The following is a 25,486-nucleotide window of genomic DNA, read 5'->3' as shown; positions in this document are numbered from 1 at the left end:
CCGCAGAGGACGTTGCTATGGTATACTTAAGGCGGGTGATGAGGTATGCCGGAGATTTACCCTGGAATTGTGGTCGATGAGGGGCTCAAGGGCGGCAAACCGGTCATCAAGGGGACTCGTGTGCCGGTGGAAATCGTGCTGGCCAAGGTAGCCGGCGGCGCGACCTTTGAAGAAGTCATGCGCGAGTATGATTTGCAGCGCGAAGATCTTCTGGCTGCTTTTCGCTGCGCTGCGAGCGTGTGAGGCGGAGAAAATAGGCCTGGTCAAGCCCAACGGAACTGGCTTGTTGTTCTTTTCTATTCTTCAAGCGCGAACAGCCCGCGGTGGGAGGTCAGGTATAGACGGTCGGCGTCGGCGGTGAGGCCGAGGAGACCGCCGGGCGGGGTGTAGAACCAGCGGCGCTCTCCGGTGCGCCGGTCGTAGGCGGCCAGGCCGGGGCCGTGCGGGATGAGGATGGCCCCGCGCCAGGAGAGAAAAGTTTCATAGTAGCGAAAGTGACCCGCGGCGCCGGGTTCTTTTTCTTGCCCTGTTTCCCAGAGCAGGGCGCCGTCCGAGGCGCGATGGGCGCGCACGCCGCTTCCGCAGGCGACGAGGAAGAGACCGTCCAGGTACTGCAGCGTAAACGGCTCGGAAGCGGGAAGGGGCAAGGTGTACCGCACGGCGCCGTCGTCGCCGATGAACTCTGCCGGCGCCGCCTCAGGCGCGCGCAGCGCTACGAGGAGCCCGCCCGGGCCGGCCGCCCAGCTGAGGGCGCGGCAGTTCTGGGGTAAGGTGCGCTGCCAGGCCGTCCCGCCGTCGGCACGAAAGGCCCGCAGCCGGGGGCCGGCTTGCTCCACCTCGGCGATGTAGACCATGCTGTGGTCCGGGGCGACCGCCATCCCGGAGCAGCGCCCCGACGCTTCCTTTTGCCAAAGGAGCCTGCCCGTGGCGCCGTCGACAGCATAGAGCCCCTCAGAGCTCAGGCAGAAAACCCGCCTTGGGCCCGGCACGAGCCGGGAGGAAAAGCTCTCCTGGAGGAACGGGTTGACCTCCAGCCACGGCGGCTCCATCGGGCCGGGCTGTACCGGCGGGAAGTCGGGGGAGCATGACCAGAGGAGGTCCCCGTCTGCACTGAGCCGTTCCAGGGCTTGGGGGCGCAAGATGTAGAAACCGTCCGGCGCGGGTGCGGCCGCGAGCGCGGCCTCGCCGGGCAGGTGCCGTAGCGTCCCTTCGGCCGGGTCGAGGAGCTTCAGCTCGCTGCCGCCCCGGCGCCTGAGGAGGAAATGCCCGGCCGCACCCAGGGGCCTTTCCCAGCAGCCCCGGGCCGTATCTCCGGGCAGGAGCCGCTGCGGTGCGGGAAGGGCAAAGGTGGCCAGGCGGCCGCCGTCCTCAGCCTGCAGCACATCCACCCGGCCGGGCAGGTCCAGGAAGACCACGCGCCCGGCTTCTACGGCCGGATCGGCCGGAGCGTAATCGGCCCGGCTCCAGGGGAGCGGCGCCCAGGCGGCCCAGGTGGCCTGCCAAGGGGTGACGCGCCAGGCCGGGGCCGGTACGTCCCCGGCAGACGGGATGGGTTTTCTGACCGGCAGAGAAGCCAGCCAGGCGCTGAGCCCGGCCAGGAGAAAAGCCGAGAAAAAGGCCATGGCGGCCGACCCGCGCTGCTCTGCCGGCCACCTCCCCAGGAGGCGCCGGCCCCAAGGCACCAGGAAAACAAGCACTTCCCCCGCGGCCAGGTAAAGGAGAAAGGAGTAAAGGTCCGGCGCCCAGCAGCCGTGACCGTACCAGAGGGGCACTGCCAGGAGCACCAGCGGTACGGTGATGAGAGAAAGGAGAAGGGCCAGGATCCTCCTGTTGCCTGTGTCCTTCTCCGGCTCCGGCGGGTGCAGCAGACCTGGCCACAGAGCGGCAGCTGCCAGGAGCACAAAGGGCAGGAGCAGCCGGCGCGCCAGCCCCAGGCGCGCCGCCGGCCCGTGCAGCAGCACCTGGGCAACCAAGCCCGCCAGCAGCAACACCAGAAGCGGCACCCAGCGGGCGAGCCGGTCCCACCTTCCGGGCTTAAGCCGTCCGCCCATCAAATCACTTCCTTTCACCCAATTTTGTGTCTGCCTGCAAACTTAAGACGAACCCAACGCCCTTATCGCCGCCTTCCTGCCCACTGATTTTCGCCGGCGGCCGGCCCATTTCCTCTGAGGGGCTGCCCGGCCACGTTGCGCTTGGCCGGCGAAAAACGTGTGGTATAATAACTTGAGGGCAGTACCCCGGGAGGTGCCAGCAGTATGGCCGAAGAATACATCCGGGTCCGAGGGGCCCGCCAACATAACCTGAAAAACATCAGCGTGGACATTCCGCGGGACAAGCTGGTGGTGATCACCGGCCTCTCCGGTTCGGGTAAGTCTTCGCTGGCTTTCGATACAATTTATGCGGAGGGGCAGCGCCGCTACGTGGAGTCGCTTTCGGCCTATGCCCGCCAGTTTTTGGGCCAGATGGATAAACCGGACGTGGACTCCATCGACGGACTGTCGCCGGCCATCTCCATCGACCAGAAGGCGGCCAGCCACAACCCGCGCTCTACGGTGGGCACCGTGACTGAAATTTACGACTACCTGCGCCTGCTCTTTGCGCGCATCGGGCAGCCCTTCTGTCCACGCTGCGGCGGAGCCATCGCCCGCCAGACGGTGGACCAGATGGCGGACCAGCTCGCGGCCCTGCCTGAGGGGACGCGCTTTATGGTGCTGGCGCCGCTGGTGCGCGGGCGCAAGGGCGAGTACCACAAGCTCATCGAGGAGACGAAAAAGAACGGTTTCGTGCGCATGCGCATCGACGGCGAGGTGCGCGACCTGAACGAAGAGATTAAGCTGGCCAAGAACAAGAAACACACCTTGGAAGTGGTGGTGGACCGCCTAGTGGTACGCCCGGGCGTGCGCAAGCGCCTGGCGGACTCCCTGGAGCTGGCCGTGGGCCTGACCGGCGGCCTGGTGGTGGCGGCCGTGGTAGGCGGAGAGGAGTTCACCTTCTCCCAGAACTTCGCCTGCCCGGTGTGCGGCTTCAGTTTTGAGGAGCTCACGCCGCGCCTCTTTTCCTTCAACAGCCCCTACGGGGCTTGCCCCACTTGCACCGGCCTGGGCATCACCATGGAGATCGACCCGGACCTGGTGATCCCGGACAAGAACAAGTCGCTGGCCGAAGGGGCGGTGGCGCCCTTCAGCCGCTCGGCCAACTACTACCCGCAAATCCTGGAGGCCCTGGCGCGGCGCTACGGCTTCAGCACCGAGGTGCCGGTGCGGGAGCTGAAGCCCGAGCACCTGGACCTGATCCTTTACGGCAACCACGGCGAACGTTTCCGGGTGAACTACGAGAACCGCTGGGGTGAAACGCGCATCTTCGACACCGACTACGAGGGCGTGATCCCGATCTTGCAGCGCCGCTACCGCGAGTCGCAGTCGGACGCGGCGCGAAGTGAATACGAAGAGTACATGAGCTCGCGCCCCTGCCCGGCCTGCGGCGGGAAGCGCCTGAAACCGGAGGCCCTTGCGGTGCGCATCGGGGGGCTCAACATCGCCGAGGTGGCGGCCTTTTCCGTGCGGGAGGCGCAGCAGTTTTTCGCCCGGCTTGAGCTCAGTGAGCGCGAGCAGCTCATCGCCGAGCGCGTACTCAAGGAAATTCAGGCCCGCCTGGGCTTTCTTGTGAACGTCGGGCTGGACTACCTGACGCTGGACCGGGTAACGGGCACCTTGTCCGGCGGCGAGGTGCAGCGCATTCGCCTAGCCACGCAGATCGGCTCCAGCCTCATGGGCGTCCTCTACATTCTGGACGAACCCAGCATCGGGCTGCACCAGCGCGACAACCAGCGCCTGATCCATACCCTGGAGAAGCTGCGTGACCTGGGCAACACCGTGCTGGTGGTGGAGCACGACCAGGAGACCATGGAGGCGGCCGACTTCCTGGTGGACATCGGCCCCGGGGCCGGGGAGCAGGGCGGTGAGGTGGTGGCCGCCGGGACCCTGGAGCAGGTGAAGGCCTGCCCGCGCTCACTCACCGGCCAGTACCTGAGCGGCCGGCGCCGCATCCCCGTGCCCGTGGAACGCCGGCGGCCGAACGGGAACTGGCTCACCGTCCTCGGCGCCAGCGAGCACAACCTCAAGGACATCGACGTCAAAATTCCCCTGGGGGTCTTCGTCTGCGTCACCGGCGTCTCCGGCTCCGGCAAGAGCACCCTGGTGAACGACATTCTCTACCGGCGCCTGGCCCAGGACTTGAACGGCGCGCGCACGCTGCCCGGCCGCCACGCGGGCATCCAGGGGGAAGAGCACCTGGATAAGGTGATCGCCATCGACCAGTCGCCCATCGGGCGCACGCCGCGCTCCAACCCGGCCACCTACACGGGGGCGTTCGATCCCATCCGTGAGGTCTTCAGCCTGACACCGGAGGCCAGAATGCGCGGCTACAAGCCGGGACGCTTCAGCTTCAACGTGCGCGGCGGGCGCTGCGAGGCCTGCCGCGGCGACGGCATCCTGAAGATCGAGATGCACTTTCTCCCCGATGTCTACGTCCCCTGTGAGGTCTGCAAAGGAAAGCGGTACAACCGCGAGACGCTGGAGGTCAAGTATAAAGGCAAAAGCATCGCCGACGTGCTGGAGATGACGGTGAGCGAGGCGCTGCCCTTTTTCACCAACATCCCGCGCATCGCAGGCAAGCTCGAGACCCTCTACGACGTAGGCCTGGGCTACATCCGCCTGGGACAGCCGGCCACCACGCTTTCCGGCGGCGAGGCGCAGCGGGTGAAGCTGGCGACAGAGCTTGCGCGCCGCTCCAATGGGCGCACGCTCTACATCCTGGACGAGCCGACCACCGGGCTGCATTTCTGCGATATTGAAAAGCTGCTGCAGGTGCTGCAGCGGCTGGTGGAGGCCGGGGACACGGTGCTGGTAATCGAGCACAACCTGGACGTGATTAAGTGTGCGGACTACATCATCGACCTGGGTCCGGAGGGCGGCGAGGGCGGCGGGCGCGTGGTGGCCTGCGGTACGCCGGAGGAAGTGGCCGCCTGCCCGGCGTCGTACACAGGCCAGTTCCTGCACCGCGTGCTGGAGCGCGAAAAGGCCGAGCCGGCCGGACGGTAGGGGTGAGAAACGTGGACCTGGAGAAAAAGCTGGAGCTCCTGCCTGAGCGGCCCGGCGTTTACCTGATGAAGGACCGGCGGGGCGAGATCATCTACGTGGGCAAGGCGGTGAACCTGAAGAACCGCGTGCGCTCCTACTTCAAGTCCCATGACCATGCTCCGAAGGTGCGCGCCATGTTGGAGCACGTGGCCGACTTCGAGTACATCGTCACCGACTCCGAGGTGGAGGCCCTGGCGCTGGAGTGCAACTTCATCAAGAAGGAGCACCCGCGCTACAACATCCTCCTGCGCGACGACAAGCAGTACCCTTACCTCAAGCTGACCGTGAACGAGGAGTTTCCGCGCCTGCTCATTACGCGTCGGCTCAAGGAAGACGGTGCCCGTTACTTCGGCCCCTACACGGACGTTGGGGCCTTGAACGACACGGTGCGCCTCCTGAAGAAGGTCTTTCCCCTTCGAACCTGCAGCCCGCACGATTTTGCCCACCGGGACCGCCCCTGCCTCAACTTCCACATCAAGCGCTGCCTGGGGCCGTGCACCGGCCGGGCGGACCGCGCGGCCTACCAGGAGATGGTAAAGGAGCTGACGCTCTTTTTGGAGGGCCGGCAGGAGGTGTTGGTAAAGCGGCTGAAAGGGCGGATGGAAGCGGCGGCGGCCGGGCTGCGGTTCGAGGAGGCGGCAGAGCTGCGCGACCAGGTGGCGGCGCTGGAGCGGGTGCTGGAGAAACAAAAGGTGGTTTCGCTGGACGGGGAAAACCAGGACGTAGTGGCCCTGGCGCGCGGGGTAACGGAAGCCTGCGTGCAGGTCTTCCAGGTGCGGCACGGCAAACTCGCCGCCCGCGAGACGTTTTTCCTCAAGGGTACCGAGGGACACGAGCGGCCGGCGGTGCTGGCGGGCTTCCTCAAGGACTACTACTCCCGGGCGGCGGCGCTGCCGCCGACGATCCTGTTGGCCGAACCGGCCGAGGACCAGGAGCTTTTGGCCCAGTACCTGAGCCGACTGGCCGGCCGGCGGGTAAGCATCCGCGTGCCGCAGCGGGGTGCAAAGAAGGAACTGGCGGCCCTGGCGGCCAACAACGCCACGCTGGCCCTGCGCGAGGAAGAGGAGCTGTGGGCGCACCGGGAGGCGCGCACAGAGGGTGCGGTGGCGGCGCTTAAGGCGGCCCTGGGGCTGGAGAGGCTGCCGCGGCGCATCGAGGGCTTCGACATTTCCAACATCCAGGGGCAGGAGGCGGTGGCTGCCATGGTGGTCTTTGAGGACGGCCGGCCGCGCAAGGGCCACTACCGCCGTTTCCGCATCCGCACGGTCCTGCAGGCCAACGACTTCGCCATGATGGCTGAGGCAGTGCGCCGGCGCTACAGCGGCAGCCTGCGCGACAAGCTGCCGCTGCCCGACCTTATCCTCATCGACGGCGGGAAGGGCCAGCTGGGCGCGGCGCGGGCGGTGCTGCGCGAGCTGGGGCTGGCGGGTATTCCCACCTACGGGCTGGCGAAACAGCACGAGGAACTCTACGCGGAAGGAAGCGTGGAGCCGCTGCTCCTGCCGCGCGACTCGGTGGCGCTGCAGCTTTTGCAGCAGGTGCGGGACGAGGCGCACCGCTTCGGCATCACCTACCACCGGTCGCTGCACGGGAGGGAGGCCCTGCGCTCAGAGCTGGAGGAGGTGCCGGGTATCGGCCCGCGGCGCCGCAAGGCGCTCCTCAAGCACTTCGGGTCGCTGAAGCGGCTGCGGGAGGCCACCCTGGAGGAGCTCCTGGCCGTGCCCGGCCTCACCCGCCCCGCCGCCGAAGCCCTCTACGCCCACCTGCACGGGTGACCGGTATAGAGTCTGCGCCCCTGGCACGTGGTACTGCCCTCTCGGTCCAACCGAGGGGGCAATTGTTTACTCTCTAATGATGCTCCAGCCCGGTCGAGCCGGCCGGCGCCCCGTTTGCCGGGTTTGGCTACTCCCACAGGGAATGCTGCGAAGCTGAAGGAATGCGAGGCTGGGGGATGAGTAGCTGTGTACCTGAAGCCGGAAGGCAACTGGCGACTGGGCCGGGCGGAAAAAATTGTTCACGGTTATTGACTTATGCCCAGAATTACGGGTATACTAATAATGGACATATGACCATAAGTAGCTGTTTACACGTTGGGTTGTCGAGGGTTGTGCGGGCAGGCGTATCCGGATGGAAATCCGCGGGAGGTGGGTGCGTGGAGCGGAAGTTTCGCTGTGCAGTTTGTGGGTATGAATTCAGCCTTCCTTACGGCACAGGGCGGCAAGGGGCAAACCTGCGTTGCCCTAAGTGCGGCGGCCTTGTGCACCGCGCCGATCCGGGCGGTGCGGGCGGCCGCGGCCCAGGTGGAGGAGGTGGCGGTTGGGGAAGAAATCGCGCCGGGCAAGAATAGTGTAGATGTTTGCGTCTTATGCAAACTAACAGGAATCACTCGCGAGAAGAAAGGAGAGATTGTCATGCCGTTTGGTGACGGAACCGGACCGCTTGGTATGGGACCGCTCACGGGGCGTCGTTTGGGATACTGCGCCGGTTATCCGGGGCCGGGAGCCTACAATCCCATCGGGTTCCGGGGGTTCGGCTCAGGTTTTGGCCGCGGACGCGGGTTTGGGAACAGGTACTGGTACTGGGTGACCGGTCTACCCGGCTGGGCACGCGGGTTTTACGGCTTTCCCTATGCTTACCCGCCCGCAGTACCTTTTGTCCCCGGAGGTCCTGCACCGGCTGAAAGCGAGGTTCTCAAGGCGCAGGCGGCCTACCTGGAAGAACAGCTGGCCGCGATTAAAGAGCGGCTTGCCGAACTCGGTAAGCAGGTTGATGCCGAGAAGAAAGAATGATGCCAGGCGCAGCTGAAGGTGGTAGTAAGATGAAGATCGCCGTTACCGCCCAGGGGCCGACCCTGGACAGCGCCATCGATCCCCGCTTCGGCCGCTGCCGGTATCTCATCCTGGCTGATACTCTAGCGAATGACTGGACGGCGATTCCGAACCCGGTGCTCGGCGAACCCGGCGGCGCAGGGATCGCCATGGCTCAGCGCCTGGCACAGGAAAAAGTGGAGGCGCTGATCACCGGTAATGTCGGCCCGAACGCTGCACGGGCACTGTCGGCCGGCGGAATCCCGGTTTACATTGCCGGAGGCGGCACGGTGCGACAGGCGCTGGGGGACTTCCGCGAAGGGCGGCTGGCTGCGGCTTCCGGCCCCACGGTGTCAGCTCATAGCGGCACGTGAATTAAGCTGCACAATCCCCTTAACCCCAAGGCGTCAGGGTAAGGCGCCCCGTATAAGAGCGAAGTGCGGCCTGCGCTGAACCCTGGCGCCGTTTGTTTTTGGGGCTTCTGACGTTGCCGGACGAGAAGGAGGCAAGATGCATGAGGATTGCCGTTGCAACCGAAAACGGGCAGGTTGCCCAACACTTCGGCCGTTGCCAGGAGTACACGCTGTTTGACGTGGACAACGGTCAAATTCAGTCCAAAGTGGTTATCCCCAACCCTGGGCACCAGCCGGGCTTTCTGCCCCGCTATCTGGCGGAAAAAGGGGCGGACTGCATTATTGCCGGCGGGATGGGACCTTCGGCCCAGGATCTTTTTGCTGCGCAGGGCATAAAAACCGTCATCGGGGCAAGCGGCCCTGCCGATGAGGTGGTTAAGGCTTACCTGGCCGGTGACCTCACCCTGGGCACCAGCGCGTGTGAACATGGAGGACACTGAAAAACGCAAACTAAAAGGCGCCCTCTGGTGCTCGCCGGATTGAGGAGTGGATGGCAATGCAGGTGGCGGTGGCGAGTGGTAAGGGCGGGACCGGGAAGACTACGGTGGCGGTGAACCTGGCGCACGTGCTTGCCGAAGAAGGCCCGATCCAGCTTCTCGACTGCGATGTGGAAGAACCGAACGCGCACCTCTTTCTTCACCCCACCCAGCATGAAGTGCGCGAGGTTAACATAAGGGTTCCGACGGTGAAAAGAGCCCGCTGCTCCGGCTGCGGAAAGTGCGTCGAGGCCTGTGCCTTCCATGCCGTGGCCGTGCTTGGGGAAAAGGCGCTCGTTTTCCCCGAGCTTTGCCACGGCTGTGGCAGTTGCGTGCGGGTTTGCCCGGCGGGAGCGCTGCACGAGGAACCGCGGCGGCTCGGCGTAGTGAGCCGCGGGAGCGCCGGGCGCACAGGTTTTGTTCAGGGCAGGATAGACGTAGGTACGGCCCTGGCGGTTCCGGTGGTGAAAGCGGTGAAGAGAGCAGCCTGGGCGGGTGATGTCATACTCGATGCGCCGCCGGGGACTTCCTGCCCGGTCGTGGCCGCCATTGCCCGGAGCGACTACGTCCTTTTGGTTACGGAACCGACTCCGTTCGGGCTGAATGACCTCAAGCTGGCCGTCGAGCTGGTACGGGAGATGAAGCTACCGCATGGGGTGGTTCTGAATCGAGCAGGAATAGGGACGGACGACGTGCAGGCATACTGCCGCCGGGAAGGGATACCCCTCCTGATGCGTATACCCTTCGACCGCCGTTTTGCCGAAACCATCGCCCGCGGACGGCTCATAGTTCAGGAATTTCCCGACTGGCGGATGGAGTTTCGCCGCCTATGGGAGAGGGTACGGGGAGGCGGTAGGGGATGAAACAGCTGCTCGTCCTGAGCGGCAAAGGCGGGACAGGCAAGACGACCGTAGCCGGGGCTTTTGCCGCCCTGGCTTCCAAGAAGGTTCTTGCCGACTGCGACGTTGATGCGGCCGACCTGCACCTTCTCCTCGCTCCCGAAGTAGTGGAAACCCATGACTTCAAGGCTTTGCCCAAGGCTGAAATTGATTCCGTCAAGTGCACCGGTTGCGGAACCTGTGCGGCCGTCTGCCGCTTTGCTGCCCCGGCCGCTCAACCTGACGGCCGGTACCGGATCGACCCTTTCCTCTGCGAAGGCTGCCGCGCCTGCGTTTCAGCCTGTCCCGGCGGGGCCATTTATCTTTCCGAAAGAGTGGCGGGAGAGTGGTTTCTGTCTCGCACCCGCTTCGGGCCGTTTGTGCATGCACGCCTCAAGCCGGGAGAGGAAAACTCAGGCAAGCTGGTGGCCCAGGTGCGGCGGGCGGCAGCTGAAGTGGCGGCTGAAGAGGGGTGCGATCTCATTATCATCGATGGTCCGCCGGGTATCGGTTGCCCGGTGATTTCTGCGCTTTCCGGTGTGGATCTGGTCCTTGTTGTAACCGAACCATCCGCCGCCGGCCGGCACGATCTTGAGCGGGTGGTTAAGCTGGCGTGCCATTTTGCTGTTCCGGTCCTGGCGGCCGTGAACAAGTGGGACCTGGAGCCGGCAGGCACTGAAGCCATCGAGAGGTACTTAAGAGATGAGGAAATCCCGCCGGCCGGGCGAATTCCCTTCGACCCTGAGCTGGTCGCAGCTGCGGCGGCCGGGCTGCCGGCGGTGGAAGGAAGGCGTGGGGAAGGAGCAAGGGCGCTTATGGCTCTGTGGGAGACGGTGCGCCGCACTCTTGAAATCTGATTTGGATGGAAGTCGAGAAGAAGGCGGCCGACAGCCGTGAGGCCTGTACCGGCCAAGAAGACATTCACGCGCAAAAACAGCATACTGCGCCCGAGAAACTGCCGCAGCCCGAGCAGAGCGCCGGCGGGCACACCGTTGCCGTTATGGGGCCAAAAAAAGAGCGGGGAAATCCACCCTGGCGGCGCTTGTGCCGCTCAGCTTGCTAGGAAGCTTAAAGCTTCCGCCGGGCACAGCCCTCTTACTCTTTTTCTTTTGCGGCGGCCGCGGCGCCGGCGAAGAAATGCTTCAGAGCGTTAAAGAACGTCTGTGCCACCTTTTGCTTGAAGTCGATGTCTCTGAGCAGCCCTTCGTCCACCCGGTGTGACAGGCAGCCCACCTCCACCAGCGCACCGGGCGCCGGGATCTCCCGCAGCAGCCGGTCGCCGGCTTCCGTCTCGGCAAGGAGCGGCAGGGGCAGCTTGCGGGTGATTTCCGCCGCCAAGAGGCGCGCGAGGCGGAGGCTGGCCGCATCGCCCGGCCGGCGGCGCACCGTGAAGCCGGAGCGCGGGTGGCGCGGCGCGTACGCCGTGGCGATGCCGAGGACCGCGTCGCACCTTTGCCCGCTGCGCACGGCGCGCGGCGTGAGCACCGGCAGCGGCCCGCCGCTTACCAAGTGCGGCTGCGCCCCGGCGCTGGTGAGAAGGCGCCCCAGGCGCGCGGCGATGTCCCGCGTGGGCACGCCCTCGAGGAGCTGGGTGGGGCTGAAGGCCCGCGGCCGCGCCCAGGGATCCAGGAGCACAACCTTTCCGTCGAGGATCGGTTTGAGCGGTGCTGGGTCAAGGTAAAGGGTGAAACGTTGGACGAGCCCTTCCTCCTTTTTCACCTCCCAGGGGCCGGCCAGGTCGCGCTCTACCTTAACCACAACCCGCTCTCCCTCCTCCCGGACGACCACCGTGCTCACCAGGGAGTCGTAAACGGCGTAGGTTCCGGCCGGCATGTTAAGCGCGGCACCGGTAAAGGTAAGGCTGAGGCAGAGGCCCTCTTCCCTGGCCGCCAGCTCCGGCGCGCCTACAAACTCCAGTACGAGCACCGATCCACCGGCCAGGGTGGTGTCACCGGCCTGCGAAAGATGACTGCGCAGGTTGACAAGCAAGGCAGGTTGAACCACACCCGTCACCTCCTGGTGATGTTCTTATACATACTTATTCCGGCCCCGGTGGAAAGCTGCCGCCCGGCGGAAGGTCGTGAGCTCCACTCAGTGCAGGTTGCTAACGAAGGCTTAATAAAAAAACTTCAAGAAGTGCGGTAGGATACCTGACATAGAGGCTTGTCGGACGGGCGACGGAGGAGTATAATGAGTCCATGTTTAAGAGGTTACAGCGCGCTGTAAGGAAACCTAACATGAACCAGGGAGGGATGCGCGTGGGTGACGTGGACCAGCACACACCAGTTTACCCCATCGGGGTAGTGCGGCAGCTTACGGGTCTCACGGACAGACAAATCCGCTACTATGAAGAGACGGGCCTGGTTATTCCCGCCCGGACCGCCGGCCACCAACGCCTTTACTCGCCCTGGGAGGTTGAACGGCTGAAGGAGATCCGCGATCTCCTGGCTGATGGTTTCACCATCAAGACAATAAAGGCCCTCTTCAATCGCCGGGGAGAAAAGCAACCGGCCCGGCACACCAGCCTGCCTTATGAGGATGCCGAGGTCTACTTCCGCGCCGCCGGCCAGGCGGGACGCTCGGTAATCACACGCGAAGCACGCCTGCCGGGTGCACTCACGTCCGGCCGTACCACGGCCACTGCCATGGTGCGGCAACAAGAGCGCGTGAGCCGGAATCCCGATTACGGTCGGCGGACGCGCAATCCGTAGGCTTGAGTTGGATCAGCGCTGGCCACCCTAAAACCTGCATTTTATTGTTGAGGAGGAAAAAAGCATGGCTAAATTGACGGAGGCGGACGTACTGCGGATTGCCAAAGAGGAAAAGGTAGAAACCATCTTCCTGCAAATCACCGACATCCTGGGAACCACCAAAAACGTAGCCATTCCTTTTGGTCAACTCGAAAAGGCCCTCAACGGCGAGATCCAGTTTGACGGTTCCTCCATTGAAGGCTTTGTCCGGATCAACGAGTCCGACATGAACCTCAAGCCGGACCCGGCCACCTTCGTTATCTACCCTTGGCAGAACGGCAACCACGTCCGCACGGCCCGGCTGATCTGCGACGTGTATAACCCGGACGGCACCCCCTTCGCGGGTGACCCGCGTTACGTGCTGAAACGGGTGATGGCGGAAGCGGCGGAGCTCGGCTACACCATGAATGTGGGACCAGAGCCGGAGTTCTACCTCTTTGAGCGCGATGAGAAGGGGCGGCCCACCACCATCACCATGGACCAGGCCAGCTACTTCGACCTGGCACCCATCGACCTGGGCGAGCATGCCCGCCAGGACATGGTGCTGGCGCTGGAAAACATGGGCTTTGAGATTGAAGCGGCGCACCACGAGGTGGGCCCCGGCCAGCACGAGATTGACTTCAAATACGCCGATGCTCTGACCACGGCCGATAACATCGCTACCTTCCGCTTTGTGGTGCGGATCATCGCCAGGGAGCACAACCTGCACGCCACCTTCATGCCGAAGCCGATCTTCGGTATTCCCGGGTCCGGCATGCACTGCCACACCTCCCTCTTTAAGGACGATGTGAACGCCTTTTACGATCCTCAGGGCAAGTACGAGTTCAGCCCGACGGCCCTCAGCTTCCTGGCCGGGCTCATGGAGCACGCGCCCGGCTTCACCGCCATCACGAACCCGTTGGTTAACTCGTACAAACGCCTGGTGACCGGTTATGAGGCGCCGGTGTACATCGCTTGGTCGCTGCGTAACCGCAGCCCGCTCATCCGTGTCCCGGCCCGGCGCGGTATCGGCACTCGCCTGGAACTGAGGAGCCCGGATCCTTCCTGCAACCCCTACCTGGCCATGGCGGTGATCCTGAAGGCCGGCCTGGACGGCATCAAGAAGGGCCTGACCCCGCCGGAACCGGTGAACACCAACATCTACGACCTCACGGAAGAGGAGCGCCTGGAGCTGGGCATCCCCAGCCTGCCGGCCAACCTGGGGGTCGCGCTGGAAGCCCTGAAAGCGGACAACGTGATCAAAGAAGCCCTGGGCGACCACGTGTTCAACCGCTTCATCGATGCCAAGGAGATCGAGTGGAACCTGTACCGCACGCAGGTTCACCAGTGGGAGCTGGACCAGTACCTCAACCTGTTCTAGATGGCGTTTGGCGGTTGGCGTTTGGGTGTTGGGCGTTGAGCAGTCAGCGTTTGACTTGAGGTGTTGGGTGAGAGGCAGGGACGCCCCGCACGCATGCAGAAAAAACGTGTCGGCAGTCCCCTGTGTTGACCGTGGAAAAGATGTCCAGAGGGGCGGCCCCCTGTGCCCGCTCACGAGACCGGAGCGCTGGTTGGTTAGGGATTATCCTGAACCCGCCGGCGCTCCTTTCTTGCCTTCCCAACTGTTTACAACCAACAACCAACTGCCACCACCGACTTCTTCGGCTTCCGACTGCTCGCGACTCAGAACCAACCAGCAATACGTCCCACTCTCCACGACCAACTGCCGACGCCCCACCACCGACCTGTCCCGCTCCCAACCACCAACCACCAACGACCCACCACCAACTTGTCCCGTTCCCAACCACCAACCCCCAACGACCCACGACCAACTTGTCCCGCCCCCAACGACCAACCACCAACGACCCACCACCAATTAGGGCAGGCACCAAACCACCCTCACCCACATAGCATGCGGGAGAGAGGAGGTGAGGCGGGTGGTGGTGAAAGTACCTCTACGGACGCACCTCATCACCGCACAGGACGACATCGTCCAGGTGGTGGAACGTTACGCCGGCCGGATCGCCGCGCCCGGGGACTTGATCGTGCTGGCCGAAAGCGTGGTCGCCATCAGCCAGGGGCGTATCTTCCGGCCGGAAGAGGTTAAGGCCGGCCGCCTGGCCCGCCTGCTTTGCCGCTATACCAAACGGCACGGCAGCCTCACTTCCCCCGCCACCATGCAGCTGGCCATGGACGAGGTGGGCACCTGGCGGATCCTCCTGGCCGCGGCCGCCGGCGCAGTGGGCAGGCTGCTGCGGCGTCCCGGCTATTTCTACCGGGTGGCGGGCCTGCCGGTGGCGCTCATCGACGATGTGGCCGGCACCATGCCGCCCTTCCATGCCCACATCGTCCTGGGGCCGCGCCATGCCGACCAGGTGGCGCAGGCGGTGGCAGACCGGCTGGGGGTGGACACCGTCATCGTCGATGCCAACGACCTGGGCAAGGTGGACGTGGTGGGCGCTTCCCGCGGCGTGCCGCGCCGTCTTGTTTCCTCACTCCTCACCGACAATCCGTGCGGCAACTATGAACAGCAGACGCCGCTTACGGTGGTCAAGGCTTACCGGCAGGCGGCGGGAAGGGAGGGAAGAACAGCGTGAAGGAAGATCGTGAGCGGGCCCCCCTGGCGGAGGCGGTGGCCTGCTACGCCGCCGAGCAGGTGACGCGCTTTCACATGCCCGGCCACAAGGGCGGTAAAGGGATTTCGGCGGCGGCGGCCCGGATCATGGGACGACGGGTCTTCGAGCTGGACATTACGGGCGTCGAGGGCATGGACGACCTGCTGCAGCCCACCGGCGTCATCCGGGAGGCGGAGCAGCTCCTGGCGCAGGCCTACGGGGCTGAGGCGAGCTACTTTCTCATCAACGGGACTTCCTCCGGCATGCAGGCCCTGATACTCAGCACCTGCAACCCGGGCGACGAGATCATCGTCCCGCGCAACATGCACAAGTCCATGGTCTCCGGCGTCATCTTAAGCGGCGCGCGGCCGGTGTTTGTCTCGCCTGAGGTCGACCCGGACTTCGGAATCGCCTTGGGCGTGACCCCGGAAAAAATCGCGGCGGCGCTGGCGGCGCACCCTCAGGCCCGGGCGGCGCTGCTCATCAATCCGACCTACTACGGCACCACCTCGGACCTCACGACTATCGCCGCCCAGGTGCACGGGCGGGGCCTGCCGCTCCTCATCGACGAGGCGCACGGCCCGCACTTTTACTTCCATGAGGGCCTGCCGCCGGGGGCGCTCACCCAAGGCGCGGACGCCGCGGCCCAGGGAGCGCACAAGATCCTCTGCAGCCTTACGCAGAGCTCCTGGCTGCACGTTAAGGGCGGCCGCATCGACCGGGGCCGGCTGCAGGCGGTGCTGGCGGTTCTCCTGAGCACCAGCGCCTCCTACCTGTTTTTGGCGGCGCTCGACCTGGCGCGGCTGCAGATGGTCAAAGAGGGGAGGGCCATCCTGGAGCGCACCATCGAGCTGGCCGAGCGGCTGCGCCGCGGTGTACGGCAGCTGCCGGGGCTGACCACCTTTGGGGCCGAGTACTGCGGCCGGCCCGGGGTGAAGGGGCTCGATCCCACCAAGGTGACGGTGGGCGTCAAGGGGCTGGGGCTCACCGGGCAGCAGGTCGAGCTTTACCTGCGCTACCGGCACCGGATTCAGGTGGAACTGTCGGACCTGTATAATGTGCTCTTTATCGTCGGGCCGGGCAACACCGCCGAGGATATCGATAAACTGCTGGCGGCGCTGGCCGCGCTGGTCAAGGACGAGGCCGGGCGTCGGGAGCGGACGGAGCTGCCGCCGGCCCTGCCGCCCGCGCCCCGGCAAATCCTGACACCGCGGGAAGCCTTCTTCGCCCCGGCCGAGAGCGTACCCCTGGCTGCGGCGCGCGGGCGCATCAGCACCGAGACTGTCACCTGTTACCCGCCCGGCATCCCCATCCTCTGCCCAGGCGAGGAAGTGACGGCCGAGATCATTGAACATATTGAAGTGATGAAAAGCAATGGTTATCGCATCCAGGGGCCCCAGGATGGTGGGCTCACTAGGTTGCGGGTGGTTAAAGAGTAAACCCAGGCCAGGCCTGGGTTCTTTTTTTCGCATAGCTTTGTTTTTGCCAGCGAAAGCTAAAAGTAAAGAGGTTAAGCAGCGTCAGGTCTGCGCCTGAGCAGAACCGTCGGCGCAGCTTCCTTTCCGGCCCGTTGCTGGCAGCTAAACAGTGGATCTTGCGTAGGGCGCGATACCTGACCCAATTGGTGTGCACAACCGTGAAAGGAGGTGAAGGAGGTGCGGAACAAGCAGCTGAGAATCCTCCTGGTTTCGCTCCTGGTATTCGTTGTTCTGGCGGCCCTTGCCGGCTGCCGCCCGCCGGCGCGCAAGCCGTTGCCGCCGCGGACACCGGCTCCGACCCGCCCTGCCCCCATGCGGACCACACCGGCGCCGCCGGCTCCGGCTCCGGCCCGGCAGCCCATGCCGACGCGGCCGGCCGACATTGCCCGGCTGCAGGATAAGCTGGCGACGGAGGCGGAGAAGGTACCCGGCGTGAAGCGGGCGTGGGTGGCCCTCTCTGGGACGACGGCCCTGGTGGGCGCGGAGCTTAAGAGCAACGTGCCGCGCGGCCAAGGCGATGCCGCCGGTTTGAAAAACGATATCGCCACCCGGCTGCGGCGCGCGGAGCCGCGGCTCACCGGGGTAGCGGTGGCCACCGATGCCGCCACCATAACGCGCGTCCGCCGCATCGCTGAGGGCATCCGCGCCGGGAAACCGGTCAATACCTTTACGCGGGACCTGAACGACCTGATGCGCCGGATGGCGCCCGGGGTCAAGTGAACTCCAATTGATGAACAGCGTCGGGTCTGCGAGAACTGAGCCCGGGGGATCCCGGGCTGCTTTGCTAGGAGCCGGCCAAGGCTGCTTCTGGCCGGCGGGCCGGCAGGAGCGCCGCCTGCTTCTCGGCCCACAGGTCCTGGAGCACTGCCCGGCCGGTGTCCATACCCTGGGCACCCAGGAGCAGGATGAGGTCCCCCGAGCGGGCGCAGCCGAGGGCGGCGGCCAAGGCGTCCTTCAAGGCCGGGAAGTGCCGCGCGGTGAGGCCGGCGGCGGCTAGCCCGGAGAAAAAGGCCGTCTCTTCCTCTGCGGTTACCTCGTCCAGGGGGCCCACGTCCCCGACGCTGCTCGTGGTGATGAAAGCGCTGAAGGTAAGACGCTGGGACCAGTGCGCCAAGGCCAGGGCGTTGATGCGGTTCACAGCCGGACTGCGGCTGCCGCGCAGGGCGTATACCACCACCAACCGTTGGTGCGGTAGGGAACTTACCGCCTGAAAGGCGGCGTCGAAGCTGGCGGGATTGAGCGCGGTGTCATCCACCACCGTGAGTTTACCTAGGGAGAACACCTCCAGGCGGCGTTCCACCCCCGAGAAGGTGGCCAGGCCCGCCTGGATGTCGCGGGGTTCGACCCCGAGAGCCAGGGCGACGGCGGCGGCCGCGGCCGCGTTGGCCATGTTATGCGTACCTAAAAGCTGCAGGGTGAGCGGCAGCGACAGGGCCGGCAAGGTCCCGCGGTGCGTCGTAAGCGGCCGGTCAATGCGGAGGAGGAATGAGCCGGAGCCGGACGCGGCCCGTGCTGGGACAATTTGAATGTCGCCGGCGGGATGGAAGCCGAAGGTGACGACCCGCGCCTTCAGTTCGGGAAGGAGGCTGCGTGCTCCCAGGTCATCGCGGTTGAGAAAGACGGTGCGGTCCGGAGCCAGCATGTCCAGGAAGCGTTTTTTTGTGGCGATGTACTCTTGAAACGAGGCGTGCGTGTCCAGGTGGTCCAGGGTGATGTTGGTGAGCACGCCGAAAGAAAAGTGCACGCCCGCCACGCGGCCGGTCTTGATACCCTGCGAAGAAACCTCCATCACCACGTGGCGCAGGCCTTCCGCCCGCATTCCGGCCAGGTGCTCCTGGAGTTCGTCGGCACCGGGGGTGGTGAGGTGGGCAGGGAAGGTGCGGGTACGGTACTTTACGCTCACCGTACCGATCAGCCCGCTGGGACGGCCCGCCGTACGCAGAATATGATCGAGCAGGCAGGCGGTGGTGGTTTTGCCGTTCGTGCCGGTGATGCCTATCACCTCCAGCGCACGGGAAGGATGGCCGTAAAAGTGAGCCGCGAGTTCGGCCAGCGCCCGGCGGCTGTCTGGAACCAGGAGGCAGGGTACAGGGGTAGCGTGCTCCTGGACCTCTGCTACCACCGCCCGGGCTCCGCGCAGGCAGGCCTCGCCGATAAAGGCGTGACCGTCACGGCGGCTGCCCGGCACTGCGACAAAAAGGAAACCGGCCTTCACTTTCCGCGAGTCGCAGGTGATCCCTGTGATGTCTACGGATGGCAGCGTCAGGGGATCATGACCGAGAACAGCAGCCAGCTCCGGGAGGGGAACTCCCATAACTTTAAGTCACCTCCTCTTGTCGACACACTGCTATATAGTATGGCGCCGGCCTTGTTTCGGCGCCCGCTGACAGGAATTGCCGTGACCGGGGGTAATCAAGGCGGCGGGAAAGGGGGCGGCGGGTTGAGGCCGCAGCGGCAGAGGCTTTTGACCCTGGGCTTTTTCTTGTACTTTTTACTTTGCTTCAGTGGTTGCTGGTGGCAGGAGCGGGTGGCCGCCGGGGTGATGCTGGAAGGAAAAGCGGTGGGCGGCTGGACGCGCCACCAGGTGGAGGAACATGTGCGCGACCTGGCCCGGCGGGAGCCGGGGCTCCAGGTGGACGAAACGGTGGAGGCCGTGCTTGCGGCGGAACCGGGTGCGCGGCTCCGGGTGGTGCGGCGGCCGCTTAAGGTGCTGGCTGCGTATGCCACGCGCCTCCTCGACCGCGATCCCGACCGGGTGCACAACATTCACCTCACCGTCGAGCGGCTCAACGGCCACGTCATCTTACCCGGGGAGGTTTTCTCTTTTAATGCCGTGGTGGGACAGCCCACCGCCGCCGCCGGCTTTCGTCCCGCCACGGTACTGGGCGATGACGGCCGGAAGTTGAAAGAACTGGGCGGGGGCATGTGTCAGGTGTCTTCCACCCTGTACAACGTCGCCCTCGGAGCGGGCTTCAAGGTGCTGGAGCGCCACCCGCATGCCAAGCCGGTCAAGTACGTGCCTCCCGGGCGGGACGCCACCATCTACACCGACCTCGACTTGAAGTTTCAGAACAACAGCGGGCGTCCTGTGACCATCCGAGGTGCGGTGGAGAAAGAACGGGTGCGCCTGTGGTTTCTAGGGTAAGCGCCGCCTGGACATAAGCGCTTCTTATCCTGCGTAAGATCAGAAGGAAAGAGCAGAGGGAGGCGCGGAAGCTTGTCCCTGACGCAGGGTGTTTTCATGCTGCTTATGTCCGGTGCTTTCACCAAGGTCATGGGTGTATTCTACCGTGTGCCGCTCAGCTACCTGTTGGGTGCCGAGGGCATCGGGCTCTACCAGATGGCCTACCCGATTTTTACGGTGGCGGCGATTCTGGCCACCGGCGGCCTGCCCCTGGCGATAGCCAAGTTCATGGCCGAACACCTGGCCCTGGGAAGGGAAGACGAGGCCTGGCAGTACTACCGCGTGGGCGGGCAGGTGCTCATTGTGCAGGGGCTGCTTTTGGCCGGCCTGCTCTTCGCTGCAGCTCCGTTCCTGGCAACCGCCGTCCTGGGTGACCCGCGGGCGGAACTGCCGCTGCGGGCCTTGGCGCCGGCGGTTTTCTTCCTGGCGCTGGAGGGAAGCCTGCGCGGCTGTTTCCAGGGGCAGCAGGCGCTCGGGGTTTTGGCCCAGGCCCAGGCCTTGGAACAGCTGATCAGGGTTTTAACCATGCTGGGGCTGGCTTTCCTGCTGCTTCCCCGGGGGCTGGAGCATGCTGCTGCAGGTGCTGCCGCAGGAGCGGCCGGGGGCGCTGCCGGCTCGGTGCTCTATTTTGAATGGCGCCGGTTGCGCGGGCCTCGTCCCAGGGCAAGGAGACGGGGGGCGAGCTGGTACGCGTCGCTGCGCCGCCTGGAGCACTTTGCCCTGCCGGTGATGTTCGGCTCCTTTATCATGCCCGTCATGCAGATGGTGGACGCGGCCATTGTGCCGGTACGCCTGCAGGCCGGGGGGATACCCATGCGCACGGCCACGGCTTTGTTCGGGCAGCACGCCGGCATGGCGCTATCCTTGGTGGGAATCCCCACGGTGGCTACGGCCGCCCTGGCCACGGCCCTGGTCCCTTCCCTGGCGGCGGCAGCGGCGCAGGGCGACCGCTCCGCCCTCTCCTTTCGGATGCGCCAGGCCCTGGGCCTTACCCTGGCGGTGTCAATCCCGGCCGCCGTCGGCCTCTATACGCTCCCGGAAGAGATCTGCCAGGTGCTCTTCAACACCCCCGAGGCGGCCGTTCCCCTGCGCTACCTGGCCTTTGGGACGGTGGGGCTTTGCCTCATGGAGACGAGCAGTGCGCTCCTGCACAGCCTGAATCTCGGTCCCTGGGCCGCAGTGTCGATTTTCGCCGGCGGTGCGCTGAACGCGCTGCTCGATTACCACCTGGCGGCACTGCCCGCCTTAAATATCCGGGGTGCGGCGCTGGGCACCGCCCTGGGCTTCACGCTGGCGGCCGCCCTGGGCCTTCTCCGCCTTATGCAGCGGGTGCCGGGCTGTTGGAGTGCCCGGCTGCTGTTGGTCCCGGCGCTGGGTTCGGCGCTGATGGTGCCGGTGGTGCGCGGGGCGCTGGCTTGGGGATTGGGACACGGCTGGCCCCTGGCCGCGGCCACCTTGGGCGCGGTGGCCGCCGGTGCGGCCTCCTACGGGGCTCTGGCGCTGGGCACCGGCATTATTCCCCGCAGCCTGCTCACCCGTCCGCCGCTGGGTCCGCGCGCATGAGGGGGACGCGGCCGGCCACAGGCCGAGAGAAATCCGCACCGCCGGCAGGAATTAGGCGGCGTTCAGCGAAGTTGTTCTTTAATAGGGGAAAGGCCCGGCGCCAGGCACAACGGATAGGGGGGTTGCCCGTGGAGTATGAACCGAAGTGGCGCAACGAGTTGACCGACCAGCTCTGCCTTGCCTTTTTGGCCCTGCGTACGCCGGAGGAATGCTGCCGGCTGCTCGAGGACATCTGCACTATCGGCGAGATCCAGGCCCTGGCCCAGCGCCTGGAGGCAGCCCGCATGCTCCGGGCCGGCTACACCTACGACCTCATCGCCGAGCGTACCGGTATGAGCACCGCCACCATCAGCCGCGTCAAGAAGTTTCTCTTCTACGGGGCCGATGGCTACAAACTGGTCCTCGACCGGTTGGAGGCGGAAGGAAAATTACCGCCGCTGCCGCCCCCAGAGCCCGAAACAAAGAGCTAAACGCCCGTCAGGGCGTTTTTTTCTGCCTCGGGGCCGTTGACACTGGAGGTGCTTTCATGCTAAACTGCAGCCAACTTCATTAAGTTGCCGTTTTAGCACGGTGAAGGATTAAAGGGGAGGAGAGAGAGGTGGAACAAAGCCGCGTGCAACTGCCGCAGGGAATAAGGGATCTGGGGCCCGCCGAGGCGGCGGCGCACCGGAGGCTCCTGGGGCTGTGGGCAGACTCCTTCGAGCGCTGGGGCTACCGGGAGGTGGTGCCGCCGACCTTCGAGTTTTACAGCACCTTTGCCTGCGGTTTTGCCGGGCGCGAGGCGGAGCGCGTGTATCGCTTTTTCGACCGGCAGGGGCGCATCCTGGCCCTGCGCTCAGACTTCACCGCCCAGGTGGCGCGCCTGGCGGCCAGCAAGCTGGCTGAGGAGCCGCGGCCGCTGAGGCTGTGGTACGGGGGTTCCGTTTTCCGCGTTCAGGAGGCGCGCAACGGGTACCAGAGCGAGTTCACCCAGGCGGGCGTGGAGCTTATCGGGGCGGCCGGCCCGGCGGCGGACGCCGAGGTGGTGGCCCTGGCCCTGACGGCCCTCGCGCAGGCGGGGCTCACCGGGGCGCGGGTGAGCGTGGGCCACACCGGTTTCCTGCGGGCGCTTTTGGCGGAGCTGGACCTGAAGGCGGAGGAGCGGGCGGCGGTGGCGGCCGAGCTGACGCACCGCAACCTGGTAGGGGTGAGCGGCATCCTCAGCGCGCTCGAGCTGGCGGCGGAGCAAAAGGAAGTGTTGCGCCGGCTGCCGCAGCTCTTCGGCGGGCGGGAAGCGCTGGCGGCCGCTGCGCAGGCGGCCGGGGAGAACGAGGCGGCGCGGGCGGCACTGGCAGACCTGGAGGCCATCGCCGGGCACCTGGCGGTTTACGGGGTGTCTGGGCAGGTGACCTTTGACCTCGGCCTGGTGCGGGAGCTGGATTATTACACCGGGATGGTCTTTGAAGCGTACGTGCCCGGGTTCGGCTACCCCTTGGGCGGCGGTGGGCGCTACGACAACCTCCTGGCCCGCTTTGGGCGGCCGGAGCCCGCTACTGGTTTTGCTCTCGGCCTGGAACGGGTGCTGGCGGCGCGGGAGCGCCAGGGGAGCGGGGGCGGCGGCGGCCGTGTCGATTACCTGCCGCTTGCGGATCCGCCCGGCCGCCTGCAGGCGATCCACTGAGAAGAAAGGAACGATACCATGACGGGACTGCTCTTGGCTTTACCGACGGGCCGGCTCCTGCCTGACACCCTGGACCGGCTGGCGGCTGCGGGGGTGGACGTGAGGGCGGTGCGGGCCGACGACCGGCGCCTCCTGGTACCGCCCCGGGGGGATAACCCGGGTTTTCTCCTGGTGAAGCCGGCGGACGTGCCGGTGTACGTGGAGGCGGGCTGTGCGGACGCCGGGATTGTGGGGAAAGACGTGCTCTTGGAGACGCAGAAGAGTGTGTGCGAGCTGCTCGATTTGGCGTACGGCTTCTGGCGCCTGGTGGTGGCCGTTCCCGCCGAAAACGAGGCACGCTGGCCGGCGGAGATGCCGCTCAGCCTGCGCATCGCCACCAAGTACCCGCGTTTGGCCGAGGCGTACTTTACCGGGCGGGGCCGGCCGGTGGAGCTGATCCACCTCAACGGTTCCCTGGAACTGGCCCCGCGCGCCGGCCTGGCGGACGGCATCGTGGACCTGGTGGCTACCGGTCGCACGCTGGCGGCGAACGGCCTGGTGGAGGTGGAGGAGATCACGCGCGGCAGCGCGCGCCTGGTGGCGAACAGCATCAGCTTCCGCACCAAGGCCGCCGCCCTGGCTGAGCTGGTGGAGCGCCTGCGGCTGGGGGCGGCACAGGGGGGTGAGGCCGGTGCTTGACATCCGCGAGTGCCGGGAGGTGCCGGCGGAACTTAAGCGTGGCGGGCGCAGCTTCTGGCGGGAGCAAAAGGAACTTGCGGCGCGGGTGACGGCCGTCATCGACCGGGTGGCGCAGGAAGGAGATGCGGCGCTCACGGCCTTAAGCCGGGAGCTCGACGGGGTGGAGCTTACGGCGGCGGAGCTGCGGGTGGCGCCGGCCGAACTGGCGGAGGCGGCGGCGGCGCTCCCGGCCGCGCTGAAAGAGGCGCTCCTTGTGGCGCGGGAGAATATCAGGCGCTTTTCGGCCGCCCCGCCGCCGGGGAGCCTCACCGTTAACGCCGCGGGGGCGGTTCTCGGTACCCGGTCGCTGCCGCTCAAGCGCGTGGGAGTGTACATCCCGGGCGGGCGGGCAGCTTATCCTTCGTCGGTACTCATGAATGTGGTGCCGGCGCAGGCGGCCGGGGTGGCGGAGATCGCCCTGGCCACACCGCCGGCGGGCGGGCACGGCCACCCGCTGGTGCTGGGGACGGCCTACCTCCTGGGCGTGCGCGAGGTGTACTGCGTGGGCGGGGCGCAGGCCATCGCCGCGCTGGCTTTGGGTACGGAAACAATTCCGGCGGTGGACAAGGTGGTGGGTCCGGGCAATGCCTACGTGGCGGCGGCCAAGCGCCTGCTCTTCGGCTGCGTGGGGATCGATGCGGTGGCGGGGCCGAGCGAGGTACTGATTTTGGCTGACGCCGGCGCGGCGCCGGCGGTGGTGGCGCGGGACCTCATCGCCCAGGCGGAGCACGACGCCGCGGCGCAGGCCCTGCTCGTGACCACCTCGCAGCGCCTGGCGGAGGAAGTGGCGGGGGAGCTGGAAAAGGAGCTGGCCACCCTGCCCCGGGCGGAGCTGGCGCGGGCGGCCTTGGCGTCGAGCGCGGCTTACGTGGTGCCGGACCTGGAGCTGGCGGTAGCCTTGGCCAACGCGTGGGCGCCCGAGCACCTGGAGCTGCTGTTGGCAGACCCCTGGGCGGTGCTACCCCGGGTGCAGAACGCCGGTACCGTTTTTCTGGGGCCGTACACGCCGGAGGCGCTGGGCGACTACATCGCCGGTCCCAGCCACGTGCTCCCCACCGGCGGGACGGCGCGTTTCGCCTCGCCGCTGGGGGTGGAGGACTTCTGTAAGCGCCTCAACTTCCTGGCCTACGGCCGGGAAGCCTGGCGAAAAGATGCGCCGGCGGCCGAGCTGTTGGCCCGGGCGGAGGGGCTGGCGGGCCATGCCCGGGCGCTGGTAGGGAGGGAGTAACATGGGACGGAGCGCAGAGGCCGAGCGCCGAACCCGGGAAACGCAGGTTAAGGTGCGGCTGGAGCTGGATGGTACGGGCGGCAGTGAGGTCAAAACCGGAGTCGGGTTTCTGGACCATCTGCTCACCCTCTGGGCCGCCCACGGGGGCTTTGACCTGACGCTTCAGGCCACGGGGGATACCTGGGTGGACGACCACCACACCGTGGAGGACGTGGGGCTCACCCTGGGGACGGCCTTGGAGCAGGCGCTGGGCGAAAAGCAGGGCATCCGGCGCTACGGGGCCTCGCTGCTGCCCATGGATGAGGCGCTGGTGCGGGTGGTGGTGGACCTGTCCGGGCGACCCTACCTGCATTATGATGTAGCCTTGGCAGCGCCCAGCATTGGGGACTTTGCGGTGGAGCTGGTGCCGGAGTTTTTGCGGGCCTTGGTGGTTGAGGCGCGGCTGGCGCTCCACGTGGACCTGCTCCATGGCGCGAACGGGCACCACATTGTGGAGGCAATCTTCAAGGGCCTGGGCCGTGCCCTGCGCGAGGCCGTGGCCCTGGATCCGCGGGTCCCCGGCATACCGTCCACTAAAGGGGTTTTGTAGGGAGGGCGAGA

The 25,486-nt window shown here is 65.9% G+C and carries 23 protein-coding genes; 20 read left to right on the top strand and 3 right to left on the bottom strand.

Annotated features, from left to right (window positions below):
- The first annotated feature begins 45 nt into the window (after nucleotides 1-45).
- Nucleotides 46-243, top strand: a complete 198-nt coding sequence (locus tag K5554_RS11280) for a DUF433 domain-containing protein (RefSeq protein WP_221038560.1) — start codon at nucleotides 46-48, stop codon at nucleotides 241-243.
- 53 nt (nucleotides 244-296) lie between these two features.
- Here the strand turns inward: K5554_RS11280 and K5554_RS11275 are convergent, their stop codons facing one another.
- Nucleotides 297-2,051, bottom strand: a complete 1,755-nt coding sequence (locus tag K5554_RS11275) for a PQQ-binding-like beta-propeller repeat protein (protein WP_221038559.1) — start codon at nucleotides 2,049-2,051, stop codon at nucleotides 297-299.
- 204 nt (nucleotides 2,052-2,255) lie between these two features.
- Here K5554_RS11275 and uvrA point away from each other — a divergent pair, with 204 nt between their 5' ends.
- The 7 genes from uvrA (at nucleotide 2,256) to K5554_RS11240 (ending at nucleotide 10,569) form a co-directional block, all read left to right on the top strand.
- Nucleotides 2,256-5,099, top strand: a complete 2,844-nt coding sequence (uvrA, locus tag K5554_RS11270; RefSeq protein ID WP_221038558.1) for an excinuclease ABC subunit UvrA — start codon at nucleotides 2,256-2,258, stop codon at nucleotides 5,097-5,099.
- Nucleotides 5,100-5,110: 11 nt separating this feature from the next.
- Nucleotides 5,111-6,913 (top strand): excinuclease ABC subunit UvrC, encoded by a 1,803-nt coding sequence (uvrC, locus tag K5554_RS11265; RefSeq protein ID WP_221038557.1) that lies wholly within the window; start codon nucleotides 5,111-5,113, stop codon nucleotides 6,911-6,913.
- Between the two features lie 636 nt (nucleotides 6,914-7,549).
- Entirely contained in the window at nucleotides 7,550-7,927 is a 378-nt protein-coding gene (locus tag K5554_RS11260) for a DUF5320 domain-containing protein (protein WP_221040610.1), read from the top strand.
- A gap of 29 nt (nucleotides 7,928-7,956) precedes the next feature.
- Nucleotides 7,957-8,319: a NifB/NifX family molybdenum-iron cluster-binding protein gene (locus tag K5554_RS11255; RefSeq protein ID WP_221038556.1), complete on the top strand. Its 363-nt coding sequence runs from the start codon at nucleotides 7,957-7,959 to the stop codon at nucleotides 8,317-8,319.
- 140 nt (nucleotides 8,320-8,459) lie between these two features.
- Nucleotides 8,460-8,798 carry a NifB/NifX family molybdenum-iron cluster-binding protein gene (locus K5554_RS11250; RefSeq protein ID WP_221038555.1) on the top strand — a complete coding sequence of 113 codons (339 nt, stop codon included), beginning with the start codon at nucleotides 8,460-8,462 and terminating at the stop codon, nucleotides 8,796-8,798.
- Between the two features lie 56 nt (nucleotides 8,799-8,854).
- Nucleotides 8,855-9,697, top strand: a complete 843-nt coding sequence (locus K5554_RS11245; RefSeq protein ID WP_221038554.1) for an ATP-binding protein — start codon at nucleotides 8,855-8,857, stop codon at nucleotides 9,695-9,697.
- Complete coding sequence (locus K5554_RS11240; RefSeq protein ID WP_221038553.1) at nucleotides 9,694-10,569, top strand: ATP-binding protein; 876 nt, start codon at nucleotides 9,694-9,696, stop codon at nucleotides 10,567-10,569. Before K5554_RS11245 ends, K5554_RS11240 begins: the two co-directional genes overlap by 4 nt.
- A gap of 238 nt (nucleotides 10,570-10,807) precedes the next feature.
- Here the strand turns inward: K5554_RS11240 and K5554_RS11235 are convergent, their stop codons facing one another.
- A complete protein-coding gene (locus K5554_RS11235; RefSeq protein ID WP_221038552.1) occupies nucleotides 10,808-11,716 on the bottom strand; it encodes an N-acetylmuramoyl-L-alanine amidase in 909 nt (302 codons plus the stop codon).
- A gap of 194 nt (nucleotides 11,717-11,910) precedes the next feature.
- Here K5554_RS11235 and K5554_RS11230 point away from each other — a divergent pair, with 194 nt between their 5' ends.
- The 5 genes from K5554_RS11230 (at nucleotide 11,911) to K5554_RS11210 (ending at nucleotide 17,254) form a co-directional block, all read left to right on the top strand.
- Nucleotides 11,911-12,423, top strand: a complete 513-nt coding sequence (locus K5554_RS11230) for a MerR family transcriptional regulator (RefSeq protein WP_221038551.1) — start codon at nucleotides 11,911-11,913, stop codon at nucleotides 12,421-12,423.
- A 64-nt stretch (nucleotides 12,424-12,487) separates the two neighbouring features.
- The gene (glnA, locus tag K5554_RS11225; protein ID WP_221038550.1) at nucleotides 12,488-13,822 is read left to right on the top strand and encodes a type I glutamate--ammonia ligase; all 1,335 of its coding nucleotides are present in this window, start codon (nucleotides 12,488-12,490) and stop codon (nucleotides 13,820-13,822) included.
- Between the two features lie 556 nt (nucleotides 13,823-14,378).
- Complete coding sequence (locus K5554_RS11220) at nucleotides 14,379-15,038, top strand: coenzyme F420-0:L-glutamate ligase (protein ID WP_221038549.1); 660 nt, start codon at nucleotides 14,379-14,381, stop codon at nucleotides 15,036-15,038.
- Nucleotides 15,035-16,495, top strand: a complete 1,461-nt coding sequence (locus tag K5554_RS11215) for an aminotransferase class I/II-fold pyridoxal phosphate-dependent enzyme (RefSeq protein ID WP_221038548.1) — start codon at nucleotides 15,035-15,037, stop codon at nucleotides 16,493-16,495. Before K5554_RS11220 ends, K5554_RS11215 begins: the two co-directional genes overlap by 4 nt.
- Before the next feature lie 216 nt (nucleotides 16,496-16,711).
- Nucleotides 16,712-17,254, top strand: a complete 543-nt coding sequence (locus K5554_RS11210; RefSeq protein WP_221038547.1) for a YhcN/YlaJ family sporulation lipoprotein — start codon at nucleotides 16,712-16,714, stop codon at nucleotides 17,252-17,254.
- Nucleotides 17,255-17,318: 64 nt separating this feature from the next.
- Here K5554_RS11210 and K5554_RS11205 read toward each other — a convergent pair whose 3' ends face one another.
- The gene (locus K5554_RS11205; protein WP_221038546.1) at nucleotides 17,319-18,848 is read right to left on the bottom strand and encodes a Mur ligase family protein; all 1,530 of its coding nucleotides are present in this window, start codon (nucleotides 18,846-18,848) and stop codon (nucleotides 17,319-17,321) included.
- Nucleotides 18,849-18,974: 126 nt separating this feature from the next.
- Here K5554_RS11205 and K5554_RS11200 point away from each other — a divergent pair, with 126 nt between their 5' ends.
- The 7 genes from K5554_RS11200 (at nucleotide 18,975) to hisB (ending at nucleotide 25,475) form a co-directional block, all read left to right on the top strand.
- Nucleotides 18,975-19,679 carry a VanW family protein gene (locus tag K5554_RS11200; RefSeq protein ID WP_221038545.1) on the top strand — a complete coding sequence of 235 codons (705 nt, stop codon included), beginning with the start codon at nucleotides 18,975-18,977 and terminating at the stop codon, nucleotides 19,677-19,679.
- 72 nt (nucleotides 19,680-19,751) lie between these two features.
- Complete coding sequence (locus K5554_RS11195) at nucleotides 19,752-21,281, top strand: polysaccharide biosynthesis protein (protein ID WP_221038544.1); 1,530 nt, start codon at nucleotides 19,752-19,754, stop codon at nucleotides 21,279-21,281.
- 128 nt (nucleotides 21,282-21,409) lie between these two features.
- Complete coding sequence (locus K5554_RS11190; protein ID WP_255565390.1) at nucleotides 21,410-21,751, top strand: YerC/YecD family TrpR-related protein; 342 nt, start codon at nucleotides 21,410-21,412, stop codon at nucleotides 21,749-21,751.
- 128 nt (nucleotides 21,752-21,879) lie between these two features.
- Nucleotides 21,880-22,941, top strand: coding sequence for an ATP phosphoribosyltransferase regulatory subunit (gene hisZ, locus K5554_RS11185; RefSeq protein WP_221038542.1), 1,062 nt, complete (start codon nucleotides 21,880-21,882; stop codon nucleotides 22,939-22,941).
- Nucleotides 22,942-22,959: 18 nt separating this feature from the next.
- Nucleotides 22,960-23,619: an ATP phosphoribosyltransferase gene (gene hisG, locus K5554_RS11180; protein WP_221038541.1), complete on the top strand. Its 660-nt coding sequence runs from the start codon at nucleotides 22,960-22,962 to the stop codon at nucleotides 23,617-23,619.
- On the top strand, nucleotides 23,612-24,886 hold the full coding sequence (gene hisD / locus K5554_RS11175) for a histidinol dehydrogenase (RefSeq protein ID WP_255565388.1): 1,275 nt from the start codon (nucleotides 23,612-23,614) through the stop codon (nucleotides 24,884-24,886). Before hisG ends, hisD begins: the two co-directional genes overlap by 8 nt.
- Before the next feature lies 1 nt (nucleotide 24,887).
- Entirely contained in the window at nucleotides 24,888-25,475 is a 588-nt protein-coding gene (gene hisB / locus K5554_RS11170; protein ID WP_221038540.1) for an imidazoleglycerol-phosphate dehydratase HisB, read from the top strand.
- The last annotated feature ends 11 nt before the right edge of the window (nucleotides 25,476-25,486 follow it).

Source organism: Gelria sp. Kuro-4 (genome assembly GCF_019668485.1).
Taxonomy (GTDB): domain Bacteria; phylum Bacillota; class DTU030; order DUMP01; family DUMP01; genus DUMP01.
This window is presented reverse-complemented; position numbering and strand designations above follow the sequence as displayed.

Coding starts and splice junctions, on each gene's coding strand:
- K5554_RS11245 (WP_221038554.1), top strand. CDS start 8,855: ATGCAGGTGGCGGTGGCGAGTGGTAAGGGCGGGACCGGGAAGACTACG.
- K5554_RS11230 (WP_221038551.1), top strand. CDS start 11,911: ATGTTTAAGAGGTTACAGCGCGCTGTAAGGAAACCTAACATGAACCAG.
- K5554_RS11275 (WP_221038559.1), bottom strand. CDS start 2,051: ATGGGCGGACGGCTTAAGCCCGGAAGGTGGGACCGGCTCGCCCGCTGG.
- hisG (WP_221038541.1), top strand. CDS start 22,960: ATGACGGGACTGCTCTTGGCTTTACCGACGGGCCGGCTCCTGCCTGAC.
- uvrA (WP_221038558.1), top strand. CDS start 2,256: ATGGCCGAAGAATACATCCGGGTCCGAGGGGCCCGCCAACATAACCTG.
- K5554_RS11280 (WP_221038560.1), top strand. CDS start 46: ATGCCGGAGATTTACCCTGGAATTGTGGTCGATGAGGGGCTCAAGGGC.
- K5554_RS11260 (WP_221040610.1), top strand. CDS start 7,550: ATGCCGTTTGGTGACGGAACCGGACCGCTTGGTATGGGACCGCTCACG.
- K5554_RS11205 (WP_221038546.1), bottom strand. CDS start 18,848: ATGGGAGTTCCCCTCCCGGAGCTGGCTGCTGTTCTCGGTCATGATCCC.
- K5554_RS11250 (WP_221038555.1), top strand. CDS start 8,460: ATGAGGATTGCCGTTGCAACCGAAAACGGGCAGGTTGCCCAACACTTC.
- glnA (WP_221038550.1), top strand. CDS start 12,488: ATGGCTAAATTGACGGAGGCGGACGTACTGCGGATTGCCAAAGAGGAA.
- K5554_RS11255 (WP_221038556.1), top strand. CDS start 7,957: ATGAAGATCGCCGTTACCGCCCAGGGGCCGACCCTGGACAGCGCCATC.
- hisB (WP_221038540.1), top strand. CDS start 24,888: ATGGGACGGAGCGCAGAGGCCGAGCGCCGAACCCGGGAAACGCAGGTT.
- K5554_RS11240 (WP_221038553.1), top strand. CDS start 9,694: ATGAAACAGCTGCTCGTCCTGAGCGGCAAAGGCGGGACAGGCAAGACG.